Origin of the sequence: Phycicoccus endophyticus (assembly GCF_011326735.1) — a bacterium.
Classification (GTDB): Bacteria; Actinomycetota; Actinomycetes; order Actinomycetales; family Dermatophilaceae; genus Phycicoccus; species Phycicoccus endophyticus.
On record NZ_JAANCN010000006.1, the window covers coordinates 86,464 to 110,804 of the forward strand.

Consider the following 24,341-nt stretch of genomic DNA (forward strand, 5'->3'; position numbering starts at 1 on the left):
CCGGCGATGAACGACCACCCCGACACGACCGGCCGCAGGACCGGGGACTGGACCGCCCCCCAGTGGTACAACCCCGGCGGCGAGCCCGCCGCCCCCGCGGCACCGGGGACGTCGACCGAGCCCCTCCCTCCCGCCCAGCACCCCGAGAACGCCCCGTCCGACCCGGCCGCCCCTCCCCCTCCGTCGGGGCCGGCCGGGTCGGCGGGGTCGTCCGGCTCCCCGGCCACCCCCTCCTCCGGGACCGGACGGCGCCGCGTCGCCGAGCTCGTCGGCGTCGCGGTGCTCGCCGCCCTCCTGTCCTCGGGCGGCACCTACGCCGCGACCCGGCTGGGTGACGACGGCGCCTCGACCACGTCGACGGCGTCCTCGACCACCCAGCTGGGCCGCGGCACGGACACGGCACCGGTCGAGCAGGCCGACGCCTCCGCCCCGGACTGGGCGGCCACGGCCGACGCGGTGGCGCCGAGCGTCGTCGCGATCACCGCGACCCTGAGCAACGGCGAGGCCCAGGGCTCGGGCGTCATCATCGACTCCTCCGGCCACGTCGTGACGAACAACCACGTCGTCTCGGGCGCCCAGAGCCTCCAGGTGACCCTGAGCGACGGGCGGACCTTCTCCGCGCAGGTCAAGGGCACCGACTCCTCGACCGACCTCGCGGTCATCACCATCGACAACGCCCCGAGCGACCTCACCCCGATCGCCATGGGCGACTCCGACGAGCTCGAGGTCGGCGACCCCGTCATGGCCGTCGGCAACCCGCTCGGCCTCGCCGGCACGGTGACCACGGGCATCGTCAGCGCGCTGAACCGCCCGGTGACCACCGAGTCCGAGTCCGAGCAGCAGGACCCGTTCAACGGCGGCTACCAGCAGCAGCAGTCCGAGCCGGTCGTGACGAACGCGATCCAGACCTCCGCGGCGATCAACCCGGGCAACAGCGGCGGGGCGCTCGTCAACGCCTCCGGCCAGCTCGTCGGCATCAACTCCTCGATCGCCTCACTCGGGTCCTCGAGCAGCCAGTCCGGCAGCATCGGCATCGGCTTCGCGATCCCGGTCACCGAGGTCCGCTCGATCGCCGAGCAGCTCATCGACACCGGCACCGCCCAGCACGCCTACCTGGGGGTCTACCCGCAGGACGGCACCGCCTCCGACGGCTCCGCGACCCGCGCCGGTGCCGAGATCGCCCAGGTCGAGTCGGGCACCCCGGCAGAGAAGGCCGGCCTGCAGAAGGGCGACGTCATCATCGCGCTGGACGGCGACCCCGTCGACTCCGCCGAGTCGCTCGTCGGGTACGTCCGGGAGCAGTCGGTCGGCAGCACGGTGACCCTCACCGTCCTGCGTGACGGCGAGAGCATCGAGGTCAAGGCCACCTTGGCGGCCGCCGCGGACACCACCGACTGAGCAGACCACCCCGTCCGGGGCGCCCGGGCACGGTTGAGTAGCCGTGCTCAGGCGCCCCGTTCGCGTCTGCCCGAGGCTGGTGGCATGACGCACCGGGACGACGTGGCGCGGCTCGAGGTCGAGTTCGCGGACGCGATGCAACGGATGTACGCCGTGGGCAACGGGCTCGCCCGGCTGCGCGTCGACCTCGACCGGGAGGGGCACGCGGCGCCCGCCCCGGTGGGTGCCGCCACCGGCGGCCCCGACCCGGCGCTGCGGGCGGCTGCGTCACCCGCCGCGCCGTCGGGCCGCGAGGCCCGACCCGTCCCGCCGCCGGCCGTAGGGGGGCCGGTGACCGGGGCGGACGCCGGGCCGTCCGCACCACACGCGGGCGGTCCGGCGCTGCCGCCTCCCACGGGCCCGGCGCTCCCGCACGTCCCGTGGTACCAGCGGGACGGGGCCGTCACGCGGGCCCTCGCGGTGGCGGGCGCCGTCGTCACCCTCTCGGGGGTGGCGATGCTGCTCGTCCTTGCGGTCCGGCACGGCTGGTTCGGGCCGGGGGCCCGGGTGAGCGCCGGCGCGCTCCTCGCGGTGCTGCTCGGTGGTCTCGGCGTGCGCGGAGGGGCGCGCGACCGGAGCACCGGCGGTCCCGTCGGGAGCGCGCCGGTGGCGCTCGTCGCGACCGGCGCCGCAGCCGCCTACCTCGACGTCGTCGCCGCCACCACGGCCTACGGCTGGCTCCCGGCGGTGCCGGGCCTCGTGCTGTGCCTCGTCGTGGCGGTCGCCGGGCTGGCGGTCGCCCGGCGGTGGGCCAGCGAGCTGCTGGCGGTCCTCATGGTCGCCGGTGCCGGCTCGCTCGCGCCCGTCGTGGTGGGGAGGCCCGGGTGGCTGCTCTCGGCCGTCCTCGGCATCCTCGCGCTCGTCGGGTGGTGGGCGGGGGCGGGCCGGCGGGCCCCGTGGCTGACCGTCACACGCACCGTCCCCGTCGCGCTCTCCCTCCTCGCCGGAGCAGGTGTCGGGTCCGGGGCCACCGAGCACCGCGCACTCCTGCTCGTGGCCCTTCTCGTCCTCGGCACGACGCTCGCCACCTCGGCGGTGTCGGTCCGGGGAGACGCGGACGACCTCGCCGCGAGCGCGGCCCTCGCCCTGGTCACCGTCGGCACGCTCGCCGTCGGCAGCGCGCAGCCGGGCTCGACCCGCACCCTGGCCTACGCCGTCATCGCCGTCGTCCTCCTTCTGGCCGCCGCGGCGCTCTCGCGGCCACCTGCCGGGCCGGTCGCCGGCCACCTCGTCGTCTCGGTCGCCACCGGCGGCGCGGTGGCGGCCGTGCTCGCGGTGCTCGACGGTGCACCGCGGGGCTTCGCGGGCACCGGGCTGTTGGCGCTGGCCCTCGGGCATCTCGCGGTGGCGGCCGGGAGCCGCTCGCGGGTCGCCCTCGGCCTGGGTGCCGGCGTCTCGGCGGTGGCGCTGCTCGGCTGGCTCGGCCACCCGGTCGCCATGGTGTCGGCCGAGCTCGCGACCCACCACGACCTGGCGGTCGCGGCCCTCGACAGCGTCCTCGCCGCCGGTGTCGTCGCGGTCGGGTGGTGGGCGGCCTCGAGGGCCACCGAGCTGCCCGTCGAGACCCGCCGGGTGGCCACCGTCATCGGGTGGGTCGTCGGGCTGGCCAGCACCGCAACCGTGCTCGTCAGCATCTCGACCCTCGTGGGCGAGCGTCTCGGCGGGCCGGGCACCGGGTTCACGACGGGTCACGCCCTGGCCACCGTGACCTGGGTGGGCGCCGCCGCCGGCCTCCTCCTGCACTCGCTGGCCCGTCCGTCGACGAGTGACCTCGCGCTGCGCAGCGGCCTGCTGCTCAGCGCCGTCGCCGTGACCAAGCTGTTCCTCTTCGACCTGGCCGCCCTCGACGGCGTCGTCCGCTCGGTCGCCTTCATCGCCGCCGGGCTGCTCCTGCTCGCCACCGGCAGCCGGTACGCGCGAGCCTGGGAGCGGGTCCGCACGCGCACCTGAGCCGCCCCCGGCGCGCGGCTGTGCCACAGTGGCGCGGTGGACAGCGTGGAGGCTCGCTGGGCCGCGGACTGCCGCGCCGCCCTGCCCGAGGCCGACGCCACCCTGGTCGCGTCCGCCGGTGCCGACCTCGCCCGCCGCTGGCGCGAGCCGCACCGCCACTACCACGGCGTGACCCACCTGGGCGAGGTCCTCGCCGCGGTCGACCGGCTCGCCCGCGCCGAGCACCTCGGCCCCGAGGGCCGGGACGCCGCACGGCTCGCGGCCTGGTTCCACGACGCGGTCTACTCGGTCACCGACCCGGAGGGCAACGAGCGCGCGAGCGCCGACCTCGCCGGGCACGTCCTCACCGGTCTCGGCGCCGAGGACGTGCTGGTCGGCCGGGTCGGCACCCTCGTCCTCGACACCGCGCGCCACGAGCTGCCCGCCGACCCACCCGACCCGGCACGGCCCGTGCTCCACGACGCCGACCTGTGGGTCCTCGCCGCCCCGGTGGCCCGGTTCGACGCCTACTGCGCGCAGGTGCGTGCGGAGTACGCCCACCTCGCGGCGCCCGTGTACGCCGCGGGCCGCACGCGGGTGCTGCGACCGCTCCTGGCCCGTCGGCACGTGTTCCGCACCCCGTACGCCCGCGGGAGGTGGGAGCCGGCGGCCCGGGAGAACCTCGCGCGCGAGCTCACCCGGCTGGCGGGCTGAGCGTCGCCTCGAGCACGGGCCAGTAGAAGTCCTCGCCGCACAGGGTCCGCAGCTGCGGCCAGGTGACCCACCGGCGACCGTCGACGTCCGCCGCACCGGGCAGCAGCGGGGGCCGTTCGGCGCGAAGGTGCACCGTGTAGAGCTGCATGAGGTCCTGGCCGGGCCGCCATCGGCCGTCGCCCCGGTGGTGGAACCGCTCGTACCCCACCGGTCGCAGCTCCCCGACGTCGACGACCAGGCCCGTCTCCTCCCGCAGCTCACGGACGGCGTTCTCGCGCACCGTCTCCGGCGGTTCCCGCCATCCGCCGGGGGGACCCCACTGGTCCCGGCGCACCGAGTGCACGACGAGATGGTGCCCCGCGGCGTCCCGCACGAAGGTCATCGCGGCGAAGACCCGGGCCGGCGGCACCTCCCGGGGGGAGCGGATGAGGTCGACGTCCGCCCGGGTGCCGTCCGGGAAGCCCACGCCGAGCACCCGGGCGACGCCCTTGTCGCCCCGGCGCTTGCGGATGCGCAGCCCGCTGGAGAGCAGCGCGGCGAGCAGCTCACGGGCACTGACCGGCCGGGCGCCCGCCGCGACGACGGACGGGTAACGCTCCTCGGGCACGTCGTAGTGGTCGCCCTCGAACGCCTGGCGGGGCAGGCCGCAGCCCTGGGCGAAGGCGTGCAGCTCCTCGAGGCTGGCGTCGCTGACGAGGTGGGACCAGCGGCGCCCGTACGCCTCGACCGCGGGCGGGTCGACGAGGATGGCCACCCACCGAGCCTAGACGCCCTCCCCCTGTGGAAAACCCTGCGGCGCCGGGCCGCGCAGCGCCTAGCGTCGTGGCGACGGGCCGGCCACCGGGGCCGGCCGGGCAGGAGGTTCCCTCATGGCAGCACAGTTCCAGGTCGACACCGACCGCATCGCGGCCGCGTCCGGCGACGTCGCGCGCATCAGCGCCGAGATCGAGGGCCAGGTGGGGGTCATGCTCGCCCGGCTCACCGGGCTCCAGGACGCCTGGACGGGCACCGCGTCGGCCCAGTTCCAGGGGGTCGTCGAGCAGTGGCGTGCCACACAGCAGCAGGTGCGCGACTCGCTGGACTCGATCGGCCAGGTCCTCGGCGCCGCGGGGACGCAGTACGCGGAGACCGAGGCCCAGGCGGTGCGGATGTTCTCCTAGCCCGGTGGGTCGAGCCGCACCGTGGACACCACCCGCAGCCAGGGGTGGTCGTGGTCGGTGCCCTCGACCATGCCCGTCACCCACGTCAGCTCGAGACCGGTGGGCAGCACCCGGCACAGCGCGACGTTGTTGTCGAACCACGGCCCCTCGGTGACCGTCCACGGGTAGGCCGGGTCGGGTGCCCGCTCGGAGCGGGCGCGCAGCCATCGCATCGGCCGCACGAGCGAGCGCGCGAGCATCGACATCATCACCCGCACCCCCCGCGGCATGGGGTTGCGGATGGGTGAGCACACCGCCTGGGTCACCCGGGAGCGCGCACCGTACTGGCCGACGTCGCTCACCTCGGCGAAGTAGGAGTTGTGGACGTCGCCGGAGAGGAACGTGATGCTGTCCGGCGCCTCGCCGCGGTGCCCGCGCGCGAGGTCCATGACCATCTCGAAGACCTCGTCGAACCCCGAGTTGAACGCCGCCCAGTGCTCGAGGTCCACGCTGCGTCTCAGCTGCTCGCCGAGATGCGCGAAGGGCCGACCGTAGGCTCCCTGGGCGACGGCCTCGTCGATGGCCTCGAAGTCGTGCAGCCCCGGCGGCAGCAGGAAGGGCAGCGAGGTCCCGACGAAGACGTGCCGGTAGCCGCCACGGAGGGTGTCGTCGAGCCAGCGGGTCTCGACCGGGTCGAGCATCGAGCGGTGGTCGGGCTGCAGGTCGCGGGCGGCCCGCGAGTCCAGGACGACGAGGAGACAGTCGCCGAGCTCGCGGGTGTGGCTCCACCGGTAGGTCTCGGGCTCGGCGTCCGCGCGGGTCGCGAGCGCCTCGAGGGCCTCGGTGAGGTCGAGCTCTCCCGCGGCGCCGGACGCGGCATGCTCGAGGACCCCGCGGTAGACCTCCTCGCGGGCGAGCTGGGCCGGTGAGAGGTTGCCGATGTGCTGGTGGACCCAGTACGACGCCAGCCCGGAGACGATCCGCTCCTGCCACCAGCTCGTCGCCCGGATGTCGCGGCGCCAGGCCCACGAGGTGTTCCAGTCGTCGCGGATGTCGTGGTCGTCGAAGATCATCGCCGACGGGAGGGTCGACAGCAGCCAGCGCACGACCGGCTCGGCCCAGGTGAGCCGGTAGAGCTCGTCGTACTCCGGGTAGTCCTTGATCTCCTCGTAGGGCGGCTCCTTGAGGCTGCGCCGCGAGCGCATGAACTCCTTCAGCTGCGGGTTGGGGGTGGTGTCGGCGTAGACCTGGTCCCCGAGGAGCAGGAGCAGGTCGGGCCAGCCGGCCCCCGGGTCGTCCCGCAGGGCCACCCCGAGGCTGCGCAGCGCGTCGACCCCGTGCTCGGCGACCCCCTCCGCGTCGTGGCTGCCCGTCGTGCGGCAGGACCCGAAGGCGAACGAGGGCAGCCGGCCCGGGTCGAGGGTGCGGATGCGGCTCGGCGGCGCCCCCTCGAGCGGCCACTCGGGCTCCTCGTCGACGAGCACCTCGTAGGGGTCGTCGCTGCCGGGCTCGAGGCCCTCGCAGACGACGAGCGCGTAGTGCGACCCGTGCACGCCGAACGTCGGGGCGCTCCACGTGCGCCCGGCACGCCGGACGCTCACCGAGGCGGCCCGCGCGGTGCGGACCCACACCGTCGCCGAGGTGGCGTCGACGTACCTCAGGAGGGGCCCGAGGACGAGCGGATGGTCGTCGCCGGCGGCGGGATGGCTCATGACCCCCATCCTGCACTGTCCCCCCGTGCGGCGATCTAGACTGGCCGACCGCACACCGCCCACGTCACGGGGTCACGGCACGCGCCGAGGCCGGCTCGGAGGTCCATGTCCCAGCAGGACGGCGGCTCGCCGCCCCGGCAGGGCTCCGGGGGCAGCGTCGCCCGCAACAGCACGGTCATGGCCGTCGGGACCTTCGGGTCCCGGGTGCTCGGGTTCGTGCGCACCGCGATGCTCACGGCCGTCGTCGGGGGCGCGCTCGCCGCCGACTCCTTCACCGTGGGCAACTCGCTGCCGACCCAGGTGTACGTCCTGATCAACGGTGGCCTGCTCTCGGCCGTCCTCATCCCCGCGTTCACCCGGGCGATGTCGCACGCCGACCGCGGGCGGGACTACAGCGACCGGCTGATCACCCTCTCGCTGCTCGTGCTCGGCGGCTCGACCCTCCTCATGCTGCTCGCGGCCCCCCTCATCGTCGACCTGCTCAGCGCGAACAAGGACCCGCAGTTCCTGTCGCTGACGACGTACATCGCCTACCTGTGCCTGCCGCAGATCTTCTTCTACGGGCTGTACTCGGTCCTCGGCCAGGTGCTCAACGTCTACGGCCGCTTCACCGCGTTCGCGTGGGCGCCGGCGTGGGCGAACGTCGTCCAGATCGCCGGGCTGGCGTGGTTCCTCCTGGAGTGGGGCCAGCAGGCCTCCATCCGCACCTGGACCCCCGCCATGGTCTGGGTGCTCGCGGGGACCACGACCCTCGGCATCGCCGTCCAGGGGGTCTCCCTCGCCGTGCCGCTGTACCGGATGGGCTTCCGGTACCGGCCACGCTTCGGCTGGCGGGGCTACGGCTTCCGGGAGGTCGGCACGATGGCCGGCTGGACGATCGCCGCGCTCGTCCTCTCCCAGGTCTCCGGGCTGGTCCAGACGCGGGCGATGACCGTCGGAGCCAGCCAGGCCGAGCACGTCGCGGGCAACGCGGTGCAGCAGTACGCCTACAGCCTGTTCATCCTGCCGCACTCGCTGATCACGGTCTCGATCGTCACCGCGCTCTACCCGCAGATGGCGCGCGCCCACCACGACGGCGACCTGGCCGGGATGCGGCACTGGCTGCGCCGGGGGCTCGAGGGGCCGGCCGTGCTCGTCATCCCCGCGACCGCGGCGCTCGTCGCCCTCGCCCGCCCGATGGCGGCGACGCTCTACCCGGGCCTGCGCTACGACCCCGCCCACGGGATCGACGAGCCGGCCGACGTCGCGCTCGTCCTGGCCCTCATGGCGCTCGGGACCCTGCCGTTCGGCATCACCGCGCTCAAGCAGCGCTACTGCTTCGCCCGGGGCGACGGCTGGACCAACTTCTGGCTCGTCGGGCTCATGGCCGGCGGCAACATCCTCGTCGCGCTCGTCGCCATGTACCTCACGCCGCCGCGCTACGTCGTCGCCGTCGTGGCCCTGGGGATGACCCTCTCCAGCCTGGTCAACGCGGTGGTCTTCGTCGCGCTCGCCCGCCGCCAGCTGCACGGCCTGGGCTTCCGGCCCGTCCTGCGGCTGTGGGTGCGGCTCACCGTGGCCGCCGGCCTCGCGGGGGTCGCCGGGTGGGCGGTCGCCTCCCTCGTGGCGCACCGGGACGGGCCCTGGCGGGAGCAGGCGCTCGGCCTGGCCGCCGGGGGGGCGGTGCTCGTCCTCGTCTTCTACGTCCTCGCCCGGCTGCTGCGCATCCGGCAGGTCGACGACATGGTCGGGGCGGTCACCTCGCGCGCCGGCCGGCTCGTCCGCCGCTGAGCCGGCCGTCCCTGCGGACCGGGCCGGACGTCCTCAGCCCGCCGAGCGGGCGGCGGCCTGCGGGTCGTAGTAGCGGTGGAACTTGCGGTCGTAGCTGAGACCGCCGGCGAGCACCTTCGCCCAGCGACGGGGGTCGCGCTCGGCACGGTAGTGCAGCGGGTTGCGCAGGCCGCCGGCGTCGATGACCCGCCGCACCTGCGACCACAGCTCGGGGTGTGGCCGCAGCGCCCACCGCAGCGTGCGCACGGGGACGATCGAGTACACGGTCTCCTCGGTGGTCTCCACGAGGTCGTCGCCGTCGGGGAGGGCGTCCTCGACCCACTCCTGGACGTAGTAGCGCACCGCGTTGTGCCCGGTGCCCGTGACGTAGTAGTTCGAGCGTCCGAGGCGCGGGTTGAGCTCGAAGAACTTCGTCGAGCCGTCCCGCGGGTCGTACTTGAGGTCGAAGTTGGCGTACCCGACCCAGCCGAGCTCGGCGAGGATCCGCCCGGCCTGGGCGACGGTCTCGCCGTCGCGTCCGGTGAGGATGCCCGCGGGCACCCCGAGCAGGCCCGGCGAGTGCTCCTCGAGGAGCGTGCGGCCGTAGGCGGCGAACCGGACCCGCGAGCTGCGGTCGCAGTAGCAGGTGAGGATGCGCATCCCGGTGTCGTCGCCGGGGATGAGGTCCTGGACGACCAGCTCGTCGTGGTAGCCGGCATCCCGGATATGCCGCAGCAGCGCGGACAGCTCGGCGTGCGACCGAACGGTGTGCACCTTGGACTGGCCCTCGAAGCTCACCGCCGCCCAGGCGGCGGGGGTCGTCGGCTTGACGACCAGCGGGTAGCCGAAGCCGGGCTCGACCTCGACGCTCGCGGGGTCGGCGAGGTCGAGCGAGCGGGTGGCCGGCACGCTGACGCCCGCGGCCCGAGCCACCTCGTCGAAGGTGTGCTTGCGGGTCGCGCGCTCCAGCGGGCCGGTCCCGACGTACGGGATGCGCCAGTCCGCACCGAGCCGGCCGCGCAGCGCGACGACGGTCTCGACGAGCGAGTCCGAGGTCGCGAGGAGCAGCTTGGGCAGCGTGGTGGCGCCGAGCGCCTCCTCGAGCGTGGCGAGCAGCACCTCGGGGTCGACGGCGTCCCGGCACGGCAGCAGCTCGAGGACCGAGGAGTGGTCGGTCACCCAGGTGCCGACGCTCGCGACGACGACCGAGCGCACGCCGTAGCCCTCGTGGAAGGCCCGGACGAGGGAGTAGGCGCCGACGTGGCCGCCGACGACGACGGGCAGGAAGGGCTGGTCGGCCAGCTCGGGCGGCAGGAGTGGGGTGCTCACGGGCTTCTCGGTGCTCTCGGGGTCAGCGGCGCTTGTAGAGGGACACGGCGCGCTCGACGAGCCATCCGGTGGCCCCGCGCAGCCGCTGGGTGAACTCCCCGACGTACTCGACCCGCTCGGGCTCCCACTGCCGCTTGAACTCCTCGAGCCCCTCCGAGGCGTCGATGCCGCCGAAGTCGAAGGTGCGCACGCCCCGGGCGCTCGCGTCCTGCATGAGCTGCCACACCATGAGGTAGTTCGGCCGCAGGTTGCGGTGCTCGTTGGAGGAGGCCGCGTAGAGGTAGCTGCCGCGGGTGCCGTTGGTCGCGAAGACCGACCCGGCGAGGTAGGGCCCCTCGGACCCGGCCTCGACCATCGCCTCGTAGGTGTCGATGAGCTCGTCGGCGTTGGCGATGCTCTGCGTCAGGCTCTCCTTCTGACGGGCCCGCTTGTCCGAGTCCGGCTTCTTCTCCAGGGCGGCCAGCTGCTTGTGTGACTCCGCCTTCGTCGCGCGCGCCCCCTCGACGGCCTGGGCGGGGTCGAGGCGCACGAGCGAGACGGTGATGTCCCCGGTCGGGCTGAGCAGGTCGTAGAGCGTCGTGAAGTACTCCAGGCTGCGGATGCCGAAGCCGTCGCGCTCGCCGGTGGCCCGCATGAGCTCGTAGAACGCCGGGATCTTCTCCCGGCCGACCGACTCGTACACCAGCCCCGAGCGTGCGGACTTGCGGATGCTCCATCGGGTGCCCTGGGGCAGCGCCTGGTGGAGGGCCTCGATGTCGGAGATGTCCGTGACCATCCGCAGGGCCGGTTGGGCCAGGGTGCGCGCGGCGTCCTCCCCGGGGTCGGTCCGGGCGAACCCGCGGCGCTCGAGGGCGTCCCGGCAGCACGGGTCGGAGGCGCGCACCGCCGGGTCGATGCGCAGGGTCACCCCGCGGTGCTCGGCGGCGACCCGCCGGACCTCGTCGAGCAGCGCGTCGAGCGTCTCCTCGTCCGACCAGTCCAGGACGGGGCCCCGCGGCAGGTAGCACAGGGCGAACGGCAGCACGGGCAGGCGCCGGAAGAGCAGGAGGGCGACGCCGGTGACCTCCCGGGCCTCCTCGCTCTCGCGCCCCACCGCGACGGTGCGCCAGCTCCAGCCGGTGTGCTCCTTCTCCCGCCCCCACGCGGTGGTCTGCATGAGGTGTCCGTTGGGGTGGTCGCGGACGAACGCGTCGTGCTCGGTGTCGCTGAGGTCCAGAGCCTGGACGGTCACGGATGCTCCATCGGGCAGGGGGCTGCGGGCACCGGGCAGTCTATCGACGCACCCACACCCGGACGTCCCCACACCCCTGCCGGCCACCTCTTCCCCGGCACCCGGCCCCCTCTTCCCCAGCACCCGGCCCCCCGCGTCACCCCCTCCCTCCGTCCCCCAATCGACCAATAGGTCACGTCAACGACACGAAACGCCAGGCATCCGCACCCCCGACTGTGCCTGACGTGACCTATTGGTCGAATCAGTAACGCCGGAGCGGCTTCGTACCCACTCACCCCGACTGTGCCTGACGTGACCTATTGGTCGAATCAGTGACGCCGGGGGCGGCTTCGGGGGGACACGGAAACGGCAGGCGCCCCTCCCGGTCCGTCCCTGATGTGACCTATTGGTCGAATCGGGGACGGGGAGGAGGGGAGCCTGCCGTCTGCCGTCTGGCGTCCACCACCTGGCGCCGGCGGGCTGCCGGGTCAGGAGGTGGGGGTGGGGCTCAGAAGCCCATGCCGCCCATGTCGTCGCCGCCACCGGGCATGGCCGGAGCGGCCTTCTCGGGCTTGTCGGCGACGACCGCCTCGGTCGTGAGGAACAGCGCCGCGATGGACGCCGCGTTCTGCAGGGCCGAGCGGGTGACCTTCGCCGGGTCGATGACCCCGGCCGCGACGAGGTCGACGTACTCGCCGGTCGCGGCGTTGAGGCCGTGGCCCGGCTCGAGGTTGCCGACCTTCTCCGCGACGACGCCGCCCTCGAGACCGGCGTTGACCGCGATCTGCTTCAGCGGAGCCTCGACGGCCACCTTGACGATGTTCGCGCCGGTGGCCTCGTCGCCCTCGAGCTGGAGGTTGGCGAACGCCTTGGCACCGGCCTGGATGAGGGCCACGCCACCACCGGCGACGATGCCCTCCTCGACGGCCGCCTTGGCGTTGCGCACGGCGTCCTCGATGCGGTGCTTGCGCTCCTTGAGCTCGACCTCGGTGGCCGCACCCGCCTTGATGACGGCGACGCCGCCGGCGAGCTTGGCGAGGCGCTCCTGGAGCTTCTCGCGGTCGTAGTCGGAGTCCGACTTCTCGATCTCGGCGCGGATCTGGTTGACCCGCCCCTGGATCTGGTCGTTGTCACCGGCACCCTCGACGATCGTCGTCTCGTCCTTGGTGACGACGACCTTGCGGGCCCGGCCGAGCAGCGAGAGGTCCGCGGTGTCGAGCTTGAGGCCGACCTCCTCGGAGATGACCTGGCCACCGGTGAGGATGGCGATGTCGCCGAGCATCGCCTTGCGGCGGTCGCCGAAGCCGGGGGCCTTGACCGCGACCGACTTGAACGTGCCGCGGATCTTGTTGACGACGAGCGTGCTCAGCGCCTCGCCCTCGACGTCCTCGGAGATGACGAGCAGCGGCTTGCCCGACTGCATGACCTTCTCCAGCAGCGGCAGGAGGTCCTTGATCGAGCCGATCTTGGAGTTGGCGATGAGGACGTAGGGGTCCTCGAGCACCGCCTCCATGCGCTCGGTGTCGGTGACGAAGTAGTGGCTGATGTAGCCCTTGTCGAAGCGCATGCCCTCGGTGAGCTCGAGCTCGAGCCCGAAGGTGTTGCTCTCCTCGACGGTGATGACGCCTTCCTTGCCGACCTTGTCCATGGCCTCGGCGATCATCTCGCCGATCTGGTTGTCGGCAGCGGAGATCGACGCGGTCGCGGCGATCTGGTCCTTGGTCTCGATGTCCTTGGCGCCCGCGAGCAGCTCGTCCGAGACCGCTCGGGTGGCCTTCTCGATGCCGCGCTTGAGCGCCATCGGGTTGGCGCCGGCGGCGACGTTGCGCAGGCCCTCGCGGACGAGCGCCTGGGCGAGGACGGTGGCCGTCGTCGTGCCGTCACCGGCGACGTCGTCGGTCTTCTTGGCGACCTCCTTGACGAGCTCGGCGCCGATCTTCTCGTACGGGTCGTCGAGCTCGATCTCCTTGGCGATGGAGACACCGTCGTTGGTGATCGTGGGGGCGCCCCACTTCTTCTCCAGGACGACGTTGCGGCCCTTGGGGCCGAGGGTGACCTTGACGGCGTCGGCGAGGGTGTTCATCCCCCGCTCGAGACCGCGGCGCGCCTCCTCATCGAAAGCGATGATCTTGGCCATTCGGGTGGTTCCTCCCACGCGAATCGAAGGTGGGACCGGGCGGTGCCCGCGACGGACGGACCGGGGCCGCGGCTCACGTCACCGTCGGCGCACCTGCCCTCACCGGACCGGTCGGTACTTATCACTCTCGACGTGAGAGTGCTAAGACACATTATTGGCACTCTCCGGGCGAGAGTGCAAACGGGTGCCCCCGGGTCACAGCTCGGGCACGGCCCCGTCGATGGCCACCCGCAGCGAGGCGTCGGCCTCGGAGGAGACCGGGTCGGCCAGGTCGGCGACGAAGACCGCGACCGCCTCCCGGGCGGGGTTGCCCTCGAGCTCGCGCAGCACGCTCCGCCAGGCGGCGAGGTTGGGGTGCTCGACGGCGGTGCACGCCTGCGCCGGGGCGAGCGAGGCCACCGCCGCCTCGAGGTCGGCGCGGCCCAGCGGGAGTGTGCCGGTCGAGCCGTCGTGCCGCAGGATGGTCGCGAGGACGACCGCCGGCAGCCCGTGCCGGCCGCCCGGGGCGTTGACGTGCGGGAAGACCCACTCCGGGCTCGAGGACGCCGGCGAGAGGCCGACGGCGTGGGCGACCGGCGGGCGCCACCCCTCGATCCCGGCGGCGAGGTGGTCCCGGATGGCCTCGAGCCCCTCCGGGGTGCTCCAGTCCAGCGCGCTCATCGGGCCACGGTAGCGAACGCCGGCGCCCGGCCCGCCGCGAAGGTGAACCGGGGATGAACTCCGCCGCCGGGGATGCCTGCGCCCTCCCGCCCGGGGGGCGGAGGTGCTCTACTTCTGCACTGTGACCGCCACGCTCATCCTCGTGCTCGTCGTCGTGACGGCCCTGGCCTTCGACTTCACGAACGGCTTCCACGACACCGGCAACGCGATGGCGACCTCGATCGCCACCGGAGCGCTGCGGCCCAAGGTCGCCGTCCTGCTCTCGGCGGTCCTCAACCTCGTCGGCGCCTTCCTCTCGGTCGAGGTCGCCCTCACGGTGACCAACGCCGTCATCAAGGTGCAGGACGACTCCGGGGCCCCCGTGCCGGAGCTGACGAGCGACCACGGCTACGCCCTGCTGCTCATCATCCTCTGCGGCCTCGTCGGCGGCATCGTGTGGAACCTGCTCACCTGGCTGCTCGGGCTGCCCTCGTCCTCCTCGCACGCCCTCTTCGGGGGGCTCATCGGCTCCACGGTCGCGGGTCTCGGCTGGGCCGGGGTGAAGTGGACCGGCTCCGGTGACGAGCTCGGCGGGGTGCTCGGCAAGGTGATCCTCCCGGCCCTGGCCTCCCCCGTCATCGCCGGCCTCGTCGCCGCGGTCGGGACCTGGTTGGTCTACCGGGTCACGAGCGGGGTGGCCGAGCGGTTCGCCGAGCGCGGCTTCCGCTGGGGCCAGGTCGGCAGCGCCTCGCTGGTCTCCCTCGCCCACGGCACGAACGACGCGCAGAAGACGATGGGCGTGATCACCCTGGCGCTCATCGCCTCCGGTCAGTGGTCCGACACCGAGAGCGTGCCGGTCTGGGTCAAGCTCAGCTGCGCGCTCGCGATGGCCGCCGGCACCTACATCGGCGGGTGGCGGGTCATCCGCACCCTCGGCAAGGGGCTCGTCGAGATCGCCTCGCCCCAGGGGATGGCCGCCGAGAGCGCCGCCGCCGCGGTCATCCTCTCCTCGAGCCACCTGGGCTTCGCGCTCTCGACCACCCACGTCGCGACCGGCTCGATCCTCGGGACGGGTGTCGGCAAGCGGGGTGCCGAGGTGCGCTGGGGCGTCGCGGGCCGGATGGTCGTCGCGTGGCTGATCACGCTGCCGGCCGCGGGGGTGGTCGGGGCGCTCACGTGGTACCTCGGCAACGCCCTCGGGGGCGCCGCCGGCCCGGCGGTCGTCTTCCTCGTCCTGCTCGCCCTGGCGACGTTCATGTGGCTGCGCTCGCGCCGGGCGCCGGTGCACGCGGGGAACGTCAACGACGACTGGCAGGGCACGCCGTCCACGCCCGCGTCGAAGGAGCACGCCGCATGATCGCCCTCGCCCTCAGCGGCATCTGGAAGGTGCTCGCCGCCGGCCTGCTCTTCGGCGCCGGCCTGCCCACCGTCTTCGCGCTCGGGGTCCGCTCCCTGGCCCTCGCCGAGGGCGGCGAGGCCGAGGCCACCCCGGGGACCCGGCCCCACCCCTCGGCCCGGGTGCTCGGCATCGCCTGCCTGGCGGTCGTGCTCCTCGCCGTCGCGCTCGGCATCGCCTTCATCGTCGCGTCCGGCCTCGGCAAGGAGCTGAGCTTCGGGCACGGCTACCCGACCTTCGCCGACAAGGAGTGAGGGCATGGCTGCGCACCGTGGTTTCGTCCGACGCTCGCTGGACTGGCTGCGGGCGGGGTACCCGGCCGGGATCCCGCTCACCGACTACCCCGCCGTCGTCGGGGTCCTCCATCGCCACCTGACCGCCGCCGAGGTCGACTCCGTGGCCGCCGAGCTCGCGGCCCACGCCCGGGCGGGCGAGCCGGTGACCGAGGCGGACGTGCGGCGGATCATCGAGGAGCGCGCCTACGAGAGCGCCGGTGCCGACGACGTGCGGCGGGTCAGCGCGGCGCTGGCCGCCGGGGGCTGGCCGCTCGCGGGACGCACGCCGGACGAGGACGAGCTCGAGGGTTTCGAGCCCCCGGGCGAGGGCAGCGTGCTCGCCCGGATCGTCGCCTGGCTGCGTGAGGGCTACCCCGAGGGCATCCCGACCACCGACTACGTCCCGCTCATCGCCCTCCTGCGTCGCCGCCTCACCGACAAGGAGGTCAAGCAGGTGGCCCGCTCGCTGCGCCAAGCCGACGTCGCCCCCGCGACGAGCGTCGACATCGGCGAGTTCATCTCCAAGGTGACCCAGGACATGCCCTCCGAGGATGACGTGCGCCGCGTGCGGGCCCAGCTGGCGAAGAAGGGCTGGCCGGTCGAGTTCCCCGACCCCGACCTGCCCTGAGAGGCCCGCGGGCACAAAGACGCCCGTCCGGCTTCCCTCACGGACGGGCGTCTCTGGTCTGGTGGCGACCGCTCAGGGCTGCATGCCGAGCCGCCGGGCCGAGCGGGCGCGCTGGCGGCTGGCGCGCAGCCGACGCAGCCGCTTGACGAGCATCGGGTCGTGGGCGAGCGCCGCCGGGTCGTCGATGAGGGCGTTGAGCACCTGGTAGTAGCGGGTGGAACTCATCTCGAACAGCTCCTTGATGGCCGTCTCCTTCGAGCCGGCGTACTTCCACCACTGCCGCTCGAACGCGAGGATCTCCCGGTCGCGCTCGGACAGCTCCCGGTCGACGGCGGGGGTGACCTGTTCGGACGCGGCGTTCACGGTGTGTACTCGACCCTTCCTCGACGGCTGCGGGCCCACTCTAGCCACCGAATGACACGACTGTCATTCCCCGTCCGGCCCCCGGAGCGTGTCGGCTCGGCCCGTTCGACCCACCGGTCACACCAGTCACACCAGCCCCGGCGAGCCAGCGGGTGGGGCGCCGCGCGGCGGCTGCGGACGCCGCTCGCCGAGGAGCAGCGCCGCGAGGGTCGCGACGTCGTCGACGACGGCGTCGGGGTCCTCGGCCGCGAGGTCCCGGCGCTCGCCGGCGCCCCAGGTAACGGCGAGCGCGGCCATCCCCGCGGCCCGGGCGGCACGGACGTCGACCGTGGCGTCGCCGACGTAGACGCAGTCACCCGGGTCGGCGCCGAGGGCTGCGGCCCCGTGGAGCAGCGGGTCCGGGGCCGGCTTGTGGCGCGTGGTGTCCTCGAGGGCGGCGACGACCTCGACGAGCCCGGCCACGCCGACGCCCTCGAGGGCGAGCGCGGCGGTCCCCCGCCGCTTCGAGGTGACGACGGCGGTCGCGACCCCCGCCTGCGCCAGCCGGCCGAGCAGCTCGGGCACGCCCTCGTAGCGGCGGATGAGGCGGGCGGTGTTGGCGAGGTTCCACTCGCGGTAGGCCGCGTCGAGCGCGTGGCCGTGCTCGGGGTTCTCCTCGAGCAGCACCGGCAGGAGGGGCCGGCCGATCCACGCCCGCGCCCGGGACTCCTCGACCTCCTCGCCGAGGACGGCGCGGAAGGCGTGCTGGTAGGACGCCACGATGAGCGGGATGGTGTCGGCGAGCGTGCCGTCGAGGTCGAACAGGACGGTCCGCCAGGGCGGCACGGGCGAGAGGGGGTCGGGTGGGGCCGGCACGGGCGCCATCCTGCCGGGCGCCGGGCGGGCCGCGGTCGCCGGGGCGGCCGGCCGGGCCCCGGGAGGTGCCCGGCGTGCGGCACAGCGTCCGCGAGAGGGCGCCGAGCGCCGCGCCGCCGGTCAGCCGCCGGCGGCCGGTGCCTGTCGCTCGCGCGGCACGGGGAAGCGGGGGCGCAGGGCGAGGCTGACGTAGACGAGCGCGACGAGCACAGGCACCTCGATGAGCGGCCCGACGACGCCCGCGAGCGCCTGCCCGGAGTGCACCCCGAACGTCGCCACCGCGACGGCGATGGCGAGCTCGAAGTTGTTGCCGGCCGCCGTGAAGGCGAGCGTCGTCGTGCGCTCGTAGGTCAGCCCCAGCCCTCGACCGAGCAGGTACCCGCCGCCCCACATCAGGGCGAAGTAGCACAGCAGCGGCAGCGCGATCCGGGCGACGTCCCAGGGCCGGCTGGTCACCTGCTCGCCCTGGAGGGCGAAGAGGACGACGATGGTGAACAGCAGGCCGTACAGCGCGAAGGGCCCGACCCGCGGCAGGAAGGACCGCTCGTAGGCGGCCCGCCCCCACCGCCGCTCCCCGAGCCGGCGGGAGAGGTAGCCGAGGACGAGGGGGACCCCGAGGAAGACGAGGACGGAGCGCGCGATGTCCCACGGCGAGACCTGCAGCCCGGCCTGCTCGAGGCCGAGCCAGCCCGGCAGCACCGAGAGGTAGAACCAGCCGAGGGCCGCGAAGGCGAGGACCTGGAAGACGGAGTTGAGCGCGACGAGGACCGCCGCCGCCTCCCGGTCCCCGCAGGCCAGGTCGTTCCAGATGATGACCATGGCGATGCACCGCGCGAGGCCGACGACGACGAGGCCGGTGCGGTACTCCGGCAGGTCGGGCAGCAGCAGCCAGGCGAGCGCGAACATCAGCGCCGGCCCGAGGACCCAGTTGAGCAGCAGGCTCGCCCCGAGCATCCGCCGGTCGCCGGTCACCGTGTCGAGCCGGTCGTAGCGCACCTTGGCGAGCACCGGGTACATCATGACGAGGAGGCCGAGGGCGATGGGCAGCGAGACGCCGTCGACCTCGACGGCCGAGAGGCCCTCGCCGAGCCCCGGCAGCAGCCGGCCGAGGACGAGCCCGGCCACCATCGCCGCGGCGATCCACACCGGCAGGAAGCGGTCGAGGGTCGAGAGCCGGGCGGCGACGGTCTCGCGCTCGGGGGCCTCGGCGGGGGAGGTGGTCACGAGCAGCAGGCCTCCACCGCGCTCGCCGGGCGCGGGTCGGCGGGGTCGTCGTCGGTGACGGTGTAGAACTCCCACCCGGCGCCGTGCGGGTCCTCGACCCAGACCTTGTCCTGACGGGCCCAGCAGCACGTCGTGTCGCGCTCGTCGAAGGCCGCCAGCCCGGCGTCCCGGAAGCGCTCGCGGGCCGACTCCACCGCCTCGAGCGAGGCGACCTCGACGCCCAGGTGGTTGAGGGCCCCCGTCGTCCCGGTGCCACGCTCGCGCGCCCCGGTCTCGATGAGGACGAGCTTGAGCGGGGGCTCGGCGACCTCGAAGTTGGCGTACCCGGGCCGACGCTTGTGGGGCGGCACGCCGAACATCGTGGAGTAGAAGGCCACCGACGCCTCGAGGTCGGCGACGTTGAGCGCGAGCTGGACGCGGCTGGACGGCTCGGGCACGGGAGCACCTCCGGATGAGAAGATCGACGGGCGTCGATGTGACGGGTCGAGCAGACCACACGCATCGGCATGTGTCAATATAGACGTCTATCTATTCACCGAGGGGGTCCGATGCCCGTCCGAGAGCTCCCGCTCGTGCCCGACCCCGCGGCCGGCACGTCGTGCACCGGGGTCGACGCCGGCCTGAGTGCCGAGGAGGCCGAGCGCAGCGCGACCCTGCTCAAGGCGGTCGCCGACCCGGTGCGCCTCCGGCTGCTCAGCGCGATCCGGGCCACCCCCGCCGGCGAGGCCTGCGTCTGCGACCTGACCGCGCTCGTCGGCCTCGCCCAGCCGACGGTCTCCCACCACCTCAAGGTCCTCGTCGGCGCCGGCCTCCTCGAGCGCGAGCGCCGCGGGACGTGGGCCTGGTTCCGTGTCGTCCCGGAGCGCCTCGCGGACGCCCGCGCGACGCTCGCCTGACCCGGCGCCGGGCCGGCCCACCCCGACCCGCGCGTACTACGGTGGAGCCGATGTCCTCCCCACCGGCCCCGACGACCGCCAAGCCGCTGCGAGAGCTCGTGCACCCGAGCTGGGCCGACGCCCTCGCCCCCGTCGAGGGCACCGTCGCGCGCCTCGGGGAGTTCCTGCGCGCCGAGGTCGCCGCCGGCCGGGGCTACCTGCCGGGAGGTCCGCACGTCCTGCGCGCCTTCCAGCAGCCGCTGGACGCCGTCCGCGTGCTCATCGTCGGTCAGGACCCCTACCCGACCCCGGGCCACCCGATGGGCCTGTCGTTCTCGGTCAACCCCGACGTCTCGCCCGTCCCCCGGAGCCTCGCGAACATCTACACCGAGCTGCACGACGACCTCGGCCTGCCCACCCCCCGGACCGGCGACCTCACGCCGTGGGCGGACCAGGGGGTCCTCCTGCTCAACCGCGTCCTCACCGTCGCCCCGGGCAAGCCGGCGAGCCACCGCGGACGGGGATGGGAGGAGGTGACCGGGCGGGCCATCGAGGCGCTCGTGGAGCGTGGGGGCCCGCTCGTCGCCATCCTGTGGGGACGTGACGCCCGCTCGCTCGCGCCGCACCTGCGCGGCGTCCCGTGCATCGAGTCGCCGCACCCGAGCCCGCTCTCGGCGCAGCACGGCTTCTTCGGCTCCCGGCCGTTCTCGCGGGCCGACGCCCTGCTCGCCGAGGCCGGGGCCGACCCGGTCGACTGGCGCCTGCCGTGACCGCGACCCGCCCCGAGAGCCGCCGGACGTGGACCCGGTACGTCGCGATCGGCGACTCCTTCACCGAGGGGATGGCCGACGCCGACCCCGCCCACCCGGACGCCTACGTCGGCTGGGCCGACCGGCTGGCCACCGCCCTGGACGCGCTCGCCGAGGCCGAGCACCTGCCCTTCGGCTACGCCAACCTCGCCGTCCGGGGCCGCACGCTCTCCGACGTCGTCGGCCCGCAGCTCGACGCGGCGATGACGATGACGCCCGACCTGGTCTCCATGGTCGGCGGGGGCAACGACCTGCTGCGCCCCACCGTCGACCTCGACGCCCTCGCCACCCGCCTCGAGCAGGCCGTGGTCCGCATCCGGGCGACCGGCGCCGACGTGCTCCTCGCGACCCCGACCGACACCCGGGACGCCGGGCTGTTCCGGGCGCTGCGTGCGCGGCACGCCGTACACACGGCCAACCTGTTCACCATCGCCCAGGACCACGGCTGCCACGTCCTCAACCTCTGGGGGATGCGCGCCCTGCGCGACTGGCGGATGTGGGCCGAGGACCGCATCCACCTGACGAGCGAGGGGCACCGCCGGGTGGCCCTCGCGGCGCTCGCCGCACTCGGCCAGGAGACCGACGCCGAGCAGTGGGCCACCCCGCTGCCGCCCGCCGACCGGGCCACCCGCGCCGAGGAGCTGCGCGGCCACGCCGCGTGGGTGCGCACGCACGCCGCGCCGTGGGTCGAGCGCCGCCTGCGCGGCACCTCCTCCGGGGACGCCCGCGCGGCGAAGCGGCCCACCCTGCAGCGCCTGCGCGACCCGGACCGCCCGCCGGGCGGTCAGCAGCTGCCCGACCACTGACGTCCGTCGCCGGAGCCGCGGGGCCGTTCCGCCTGCCGTGTCGCAGATGCGGCGCTATAGTCCCCGACATGACGCAGCTGCGGATCGCGGAGGCGGCGGGCCTCCTCGGGGTCTCCGACGACACCGTGCGCCGGATGGTCGACTCCGGACGCCTGACCGCCGAGCACGACGACGCCGGCCGGCTCGTCGTCGAGGGCGCCGACCTCGCGGCGGTCGCGCAGGAGGTCGCCAACCCCGCCCCCGTCGGGGCGGTCACCGGGGAGTCGGCGCGCAACCGGATGCAGGGCATCGTCACCCGCGTCCTCACCGACACCGTCATGGCCCAGGTCGAGCTGCAGTGCGGGCCCTTCCGCATCGTCTCGCTCATGTCGAGCGAGGCGGTGCGCGACCTCGGGCTCGAGCCCGGCACGGTGGCCGTCGCGACGATCAAGTCGACCAACGTCGTCGTCGGGGTCTCCCGATGAGCCCCCGCCGCTGGAGCATGCGCACGCTGCTCCCGGCCCTCGCGGTCGTGGCGCTCGCCGCCTGCTCGCCCGCGACGAGTGAGGACACGGGCGCCTCGGGCACCGGCTCCGCGGGGTCCGGTGGCACCGTCACGGTGCTCGCCGCGGCGTCGCTCACCGAGCCGCTCACCGCGCTCGCCGAGGCCTACGAGCAGGACCACGACGGCGTGCGGGTCGCCCTGAGCTTCGGCTCGAGCACGACCCTGGCCCAGCAGATCGCCGAGGGCGCGCCGGTCGACGTCTACGCCAGCGCGGGCGAGTCCGCCCTCGACCTGCTGCCGGCCGACGCGGCGCAGGACGGCGGGCGGGCCACGATCGCCCGCAACACCGTCGAGATCGCCACCCCGCCGGACAACCCCGGTGGCGTCGCCGGCCTGCAGGACCTCGCGGACCGAGACCTGGACGTCGTCCTGTGCGCCGAGACGGTGCCCTGCGGCAAGGCGGCCGACGAGGTGCTCGAGCGGGCCGGCATCAGCCCGCACGTCGTCTCGCGCGAGGTCGACGTCAAGGCGACCCTGACCAAGGTGACGCTCGGCGAGGCCGACGCCGCGATGGTGTACCACTCCGACGTCGTGAGCGCCGGCAGCGACGTCACCGGCGTCGAGATCCCCGACGCCGACAACGTCACCCTCACCTACCCCCTCCTGTGGTTCAGCACCGACCCCGACGTCGTCGGCTTCGCCCAGTACGTCACCGGCGACGCCGGCCGGGCGGCACTGGAGAAGGCCGGCTTCCTCGCCCCGTGACGCCGCGCCGGCCCGGGCCGACCCGCCTGGCCCTCCTCGCCCCCGCCGCGCTCGCGGTCGCGCTCGTCGTGCTGCCGATGCTCGGGCTGCTCGCCCGCACCGACTGGGGCGCGCTCGGCACCCACCTGCGGGCTCCCGTCGTGTGGCCCGCCATCCGGCTCTCGGTCCTCACCACGCTCGTCACCGTGGCGCTGTGCTTCGTCCTCGGCACCCCGCTCGCCTGGCTGCTCTCGCGGGCCCGGGGGGCGGTCGCGACCTGGCTGCGGGCCCTGATGACGGTGCCCGTCGTGCTACCCCCCGTCGTGGGCGGCGTCGCCCTGCTCATGGCCTTCGGCCGGCGCGGCGTCGTCGGCCGGCCGGTGTTCGAGGCCTTCGGCGTCAGTCTCCCGTTCACGCCGACGGCCGTCGTGCTCGCGCAGCTGTTCGTCTCGATGCCCTTCTTCGTCCTCGCCGTCGAGGGGGCGATGCGCTCGGTCGACGAGCGCTACGACGCGGTCGCGGCGACGCTGGGGGCCTCGCCGCTGCGGATCTTCACCCGGGTCGCCCTCCCGCTCGCCGGGCCCGGCATCCTCTCCGGCGCGGCGCTGGCCTGGGCCCGGGCGCTCGGGGAGTTCGGCGCGACGATCACCTTCGCCGGCAACTTCGCCGGGACGACGCAGACCGCGCCGCTCGCCGTGTACGTCGCCCTGCAGAACGACCCCCAGGCGGCGATCGCCCTCAGCCTCGCGATGCTCCTCGTCTCCCTCCTCGTCCTCGGCCTGCTGCGCGGGCGGTGGCTGCGGTGACGCTCGACGCCCGGGTCCGCGCGCACCGCGGCGGCTTCGCGGTCGACGTCGCCCTCGAGGCCGCGGACCGGGCCGTCGTCGCCGTGCTCGGGCCCAACGGTGCCGGCAAGACGACGCTGCTGCACGCCCTCGCCGGCCTGCTGCGGCTCGACGAGGGCCACGTGCGGGTGGACGGGCAGGCGTGGGCCGAGGGCCGTCTGCACCTCGAGCCGGCCCGGCGGGCGGTCGGCCTGCTCGCGGCCGACCATCTCCTCTTCCCCCACCTCAGTGCCCGGGGCAACGTGGCCTTCGGGCCCCGCAGCCGCGGGGCGAGCCGGGAGGCGGCCCACGCCCGGGCCGAGGCCGAGCTGGCCGCCCTCGGCGTGCGCGAGCTCGCCGAGCGCCGGCCGGGGCAGCTCTCGCACGGCCAGGCCCAGCGGGTGGCCCTCGCCCGCGCCCTGGCCACCGACCCGCGCCTGCTGCTGCTCGACGAGCCGCTCTCGGCCCTCGACCCCTCGACCCGCCCGCAGGTGCGCGCCGGCCTGGCCGCCCGCCTGCGCGACTACGACGGCGTGACCGTCGTCGTCACCCACGACCCGCTGGACGCGCTGACCCTCGCCGACCAGCTCGTCTTCGTCGAGGACGGGGCGGTCGTCCAGGTCGGCCCGCCGAGCGAGGTCGTGGCCCGGCCGCGCACTCCGTACGTCGCCCACGTCGTCGGCCTCAACCTCTTCGCGGGCACGGCACCGGACGGCACCCGCGTCGAGACCGGCGTCGGCCCGGTGGTCACCGGCGGGCACGAGCACCGGGGGGCCTCGTGGGTCTCCTTCGCCCCCACGGCCGTCGCGCTCTACCCCCAGGAGCCGCACGGGTCGACCCGCAACGTCTGGCCGGCGCGGGTCGTGGCGGTCGAGCTTGCCGGCCAGTCGGCGCGGGTCCGGCTCGACGTCGGCGGGGAGGCCCTGCTCGCCGAGGTGACCGCCGGGTCGGTCGCCACCCTGCGCCTCCAGCCGGGCTCGCGGCTGTGGGCCGGGGTCAAGGCCACCGAGGTGACCGCCTACCCCTCGTGAGCCGGCCACGCGGGCTGCCCCTCACGTGCCGC

General features: G+C 74.5%; 25 protein-coding genes. 15 read left to right on the forward strand and 10 right to left on the reverse strand.

Going from position 1 to position 24,341, the window contains the following annotated elements:
- Nucleotides 1–6: 6 nt before the first annotated feature.
- The 3 genes from G8D98_RS08520 (at nt 7) to G8D98_RS08530 (ending at nt 4,080) form a co-directional block, all read left to right on the forward strand.
- Nucleotides 7–1,398: a S1C family serine protease gene (locus tag G8D98_RS08520; RefSeq protein ID WP_166101690.1), complete on the forward strand. Its 1,392-nt coding sequence runs from the start codon at nt 7–9 to the stop codon at nt 1,396–1,398.
- 84 nt (nt 1,399–1,482) lie between these two features.
- A complete protein-coding gene (locus G8D98_RS08525) occupies nt 1,483–3,387 on the forward strand; it encodes a DUF2339 domain-containing protein (RefSeq protein WP_166101693.1) in 1,905 nt (634 codons plus the stop codon).
- Between the two features lie 36 nt (nt 3,388–3,423).
- Entirely contained in the window at nt 3,424–4,080 is a 657-nt protein-coding gene (locus G8D98_RS08530; protein ID WP_166101695.1) for an HD domain-containing protein, read from the forward strand.
- On the opposite strand, the gene G8D98_RS08535 is transcribed toward G8D98_RS08530, so the two are convergent.
- Nucleotides 4,061–4,834 (reverse strand): DUF4031 domain-containing protein, encoded by a 774-nt coding sequence (locus tag G8D98_RS08535; protein WP_166101698.1) that lies wholly within the window; start codon nt 4,832–4,834, stop codon nt 4,061–4,063. The two genes, G8D98_RS08530 and G8D98_RS08535, sit on opposite strands and share 20 nt — an antisense overlap.
- A gap of 115 nt (nt 4,835–4,949) precedes the next feature.
- Between G8D98_RS08535 and G8D98_RS08540 the strand changes: the two genes are divergently transcribed.
- Nucleotides 4,950–5,240, forward strand: a complete 291-nt coding sequence (locus tag G8D98_RS08540) for a WXG100 family type VII secretion target (RefSeq protein ID WP_166101701.1) — start codon at nt 4,950–4,952, stop codon at nt 5,238–5,240.
- Here G8D98_RS08540 and G8D98_RS08545 read toward each other — a convergent pair.
- Nucleotides 5,237–6,931: an alkaline phosphatase D family protein gene (locus tag G8D98_RS08545; protein WP_166101703.1), complete on the reverse strand. Its 1,695-nt coding sequence runs from the start codon at nt 6,929–6,931 to the stop codon at nt 5,237–5,239. The genes G8D98_RS08540 and G8D98_RS08545 overlap by 4 nt on opposite strands.
- Nucleotides 6,932–7,036: 105 nt before the next feature.
- Between G8D98_RS08545 and murJ the strand changes: the two genes are divergently transcribed.
- Entirely contained in the window at nt 7,037–8,701 is a 1,665-nt protein-coding gene (murJ, locus tag G8D98_RS08550; protein WP_166101706.1) for a murein biosynthesis integral membrane protein MurJ, read from the forward strand.
- A gap of 33 nt (nt 8,702–8,734) precedes the next feature.
- On the opposite strand, the gene G8D98_RS08555 is transcribed toward murJ, so the two are convergent.
- The 4 genes from G8D98_RS08555 to G8D98_RS08570 all read right to left on the reverse strand — a co-directional run bounded on the left by G8D98_RS08555 (nt 8,735) and on the right by G8D98_RS08570 (nt 14,016).
- Nucleotides 8,735–10,009 carry a carboxylate--amine ligase gene (locus G8D98_RS08555; protein WP_229661834.1) on the reverse strand — a complete coding sequence of 425 codons (1,275 nt, stop codon included), beginning with the start codon at nt 10,007–10,009 and terminating at the stop codon, nt 8,735–8,737.
- Nucleotides 10,010–10,031: 22 nt separating this feature from the next.
- Nucleotides 10,032–11,240, reverse strand: a complete 1,209-nt coding sequence (locus G8D98_RS08560) for a lipid II:glycine glycyltransferase FemX (RefSeq protein WP_166101708.1) — start codon at nt 11,238–11,240, stop codon at nt 10,032–10,034.
- 487 nt (nt 11,241–11,727) lie between these two features.
- Nucleotides 11,728–13,356: a chaperonin GroEL gene (gene groL / locus G8D98_RS08565; protein ID WP_166101710.1), complete on the reverse strand. Its 1,629-nt coding sequence runs from the start codon at nt 13,354–13,356 to the stop codon at nt 11,728–11,730.
- Between the two features lie 195 nt (nt 13,357–13,551).
- Complete coding sequence (locus G8D98_RS08570) at nt 13,552–14,016, reverse strand: hypothetical protein (RefSeq protein WP_166101712.1); 465 nt, start codon at nt 14,014–14,016, stop codon at nt 13,552–13,554.
- A 121-nt stretch (nt 14,017–14,137) separates the two neighbouring features.
- Here G8D98_RS08570 and G8D98_RS08575 point away from each other — a divergent pair, with 121 nt between their 5' ends.
- Genes G8D98_RS08575 through G8D98_RS15345 form a run of 3 tightly spaced genes read left to right on the forward strand, consistent with a single transcriptional unit; the run spans nt 14,138 to nt 16,294 of the window.
- Complete coding sequence (locus G8D98_RS08575) at nt 14,138–15,352, forward strand: inorganic phosphate transporter (RefSeq protein WP_205859739.1); 1,215 nt, start codon at nt 14,138–14,140, stop codon at nt 15,350–15,352.
- On the forward strand, nt 15,349–15,645 hold the full coding sequence (locus tag G8D98_RS08580) for a hypothetical protein (RefSeq protein WP_166101714.1): 297 nt from the start codon (nt 15,349–15,351) through the stop codon (nt 15,643–15,645). The genes G8D98_RS08575 and G8D98_RS08580 overlap by 4 nt, the downstream gene beginning before the upstream one ends.
- Before the next feature lie 4 nt (nt 15,646–15,649).
- Nucleotides 15,650–16,294 (forward strand): DUF3349 domain-containing protein, encoded by a 645-nt coding sequence (locus G8D98_RS15345; RefSeq protein ID WP_205859740.1) that lies wholly within the window; start codon nt 15,650–15,652, stop codon nt 16,292–16,294.
- Nucleotides 16,295–16,366: 72 nt separating this feature from the next.
- On the opposite strand, the gene G8D98_RS08595 is transcribed toward G8D98_RS15345, so the two are convergent.
- The 4 genes from G8D98_RS08595 to G8D98_RS08610 form a co-directional block, all read right to left on the reverse strand.
- Nucleotides 16,367–16,657 carry a DUF3263 domain-containing protein gene (locus tag G8D98_RS08595; RefSeq protein ID WP_187566705.1) on the reverse strand — a complete coding sequence of 97 codons (291 nt, stop codon included), beginning with the start codon at nt 16,655–16,657 and terminating at the stop codon, nt 16,367–16,369.
- Between the two features lie 126 nt (nt 16,658–16,783).
- The gene (locus tag G8D98_RS08600; protein ID WP_229661833.1) at nt 16,784–17,512 is read right to left on the reverse strand and encodes an HAD family hydrolase; all 729 of its coding nucleotides are present in this window, start codon (nt 17,510–17,512) and stop codon (nt 16,784–16,786) included.
- A 120-nt stretch (nt 17,513–17,632) separates the two neighbouring features.
- A complete protein-coding gene (gene arsB / locus G8D98_RS08605) occupies nt 17,633–18,736 on the reverse strand; it encodes an ACR3 family arsenite efflux transporter (protein ID WP_166101724.1) in 1,104 nt (367 codons plus the stop codon).
- Nucleotides 18,733–19,173 carry an ArsI/CadI family heavy metal resistance metalloenzyme gene (locus G8D98_RS08610; protein WP_166101727.1) on the reverse strand — a complete coding sequence of 147 codons (441 nt, stop codon included), beginning with the start codon at nt 19,171–19,173 and terminating at the stop codon, nt 18,733–18,735. Before G8D98_RS08610 ends, arsB begins: the two co-directional genes overlap by 4 nt.
- 111 nt (nt 19,174–19,284) lie before the next feature.
- On the opposite strand from G8D98_RS08610, the gene G8D98_RS08615 reads away from it, so the two are divergent.
- The 7 genes from G8D98_RS08615 to G8D98_RS08645 all read left to right on the forward strand — a co-directional run bounded on the left by G8D98_RS08615 (nt 19,285) and on the right by G8D98_RS08645 (nt 24,309).
- Nucleotides 19,285–19,632, forward strand: coding sequence for an ArsR/SmtB family transcription factor (locus G8D98_RS08615; RefSeq protein WP_187566703.1), 348 nt, complete (start codon nt 19,285–19,287; stop codon nt 19,630–19,632).
- Between the two features lie 50 nt (nt 19,633–19,682).
- On the forward strand, nt 19,683–20,381 hold the full coding sequence (locus G8D98_RS08620) for a uracil-DNA glycosylase (RefSeq protein WP_166101733.1): 699 nt from the start codon (nt 19,683–19,685) through the stop codon (nt 20,379–20,381).
- On the forward strand, nt 20,378–21,226 hold the full coding sequence (locus G8D98_RS08625; RefSeq protein WP_229661832.1) for an SGNH/GDSL hydrolase family protein: 849 nt from the start codon (nt 20,378–20,380) through the stop codon (nt 21,224–21,226). Before G8D98_RS08620 ends, G8D98_RS08625 begins: the two co-directional genes overlap by 4 nt.
- A gap of 68 nt (nt 21,227–21,294) precedes the next feature.
- Nucleotides 21,295–21,690: a TOBE domain-containing protein gene (locus tag G8D98_RS08630; RefSeq protein WP_166101515.1), complete on the forward strand. Its 396-nt coding sequence runs from the start codon at nt 21,295–21,297 to the stop codon at nt 21,688–21,690.
- Nucleotides 21,687–22,475, forward strand: coding sequence for a molybdate ABC transporter substrate-binding protein (gene modA, locus G8D98_RS08635; RefSeq protein ID WP_166101735.1), 789 nt, complete (start codon nt 21,687–21,689; stop codon nt 22,473–22,475). Before G8D98_RS08630 ends, modA begins: the two co-directional genes overlap by 4 nt.
- Nucleotides 22,472–23,260, forward strand: coding sequence for an ABC transporter permease (locus tag G8D98_RS08640; protein ID WP_229661831.1), 789 nt, complete (start codon nt 22,472–22,474; stop codon nt 23,258–23,260). Before modA ends, G8D98_RS08640 begins: the two co-directional genes overlap by 4 nt.
- A complete protein-coding gene (locus G8D98_RS08645; RefSeq protein ID WP_166101738.1) occupies nt 23,257–24,309 on the forward strand; it encodes a sulfate/molybdate ABC transporter ATP-binding protein in 1,053 nt (350 codons plus the stop codon). The genes G8D98_RS08640 and G8D98_RS08645 overlap by 4 nt, the downstream gene beginning before the upstream one ends.
- The last annotated feature ends 32 nt before the right edge of the window (nt 24,310–24,341 follow it).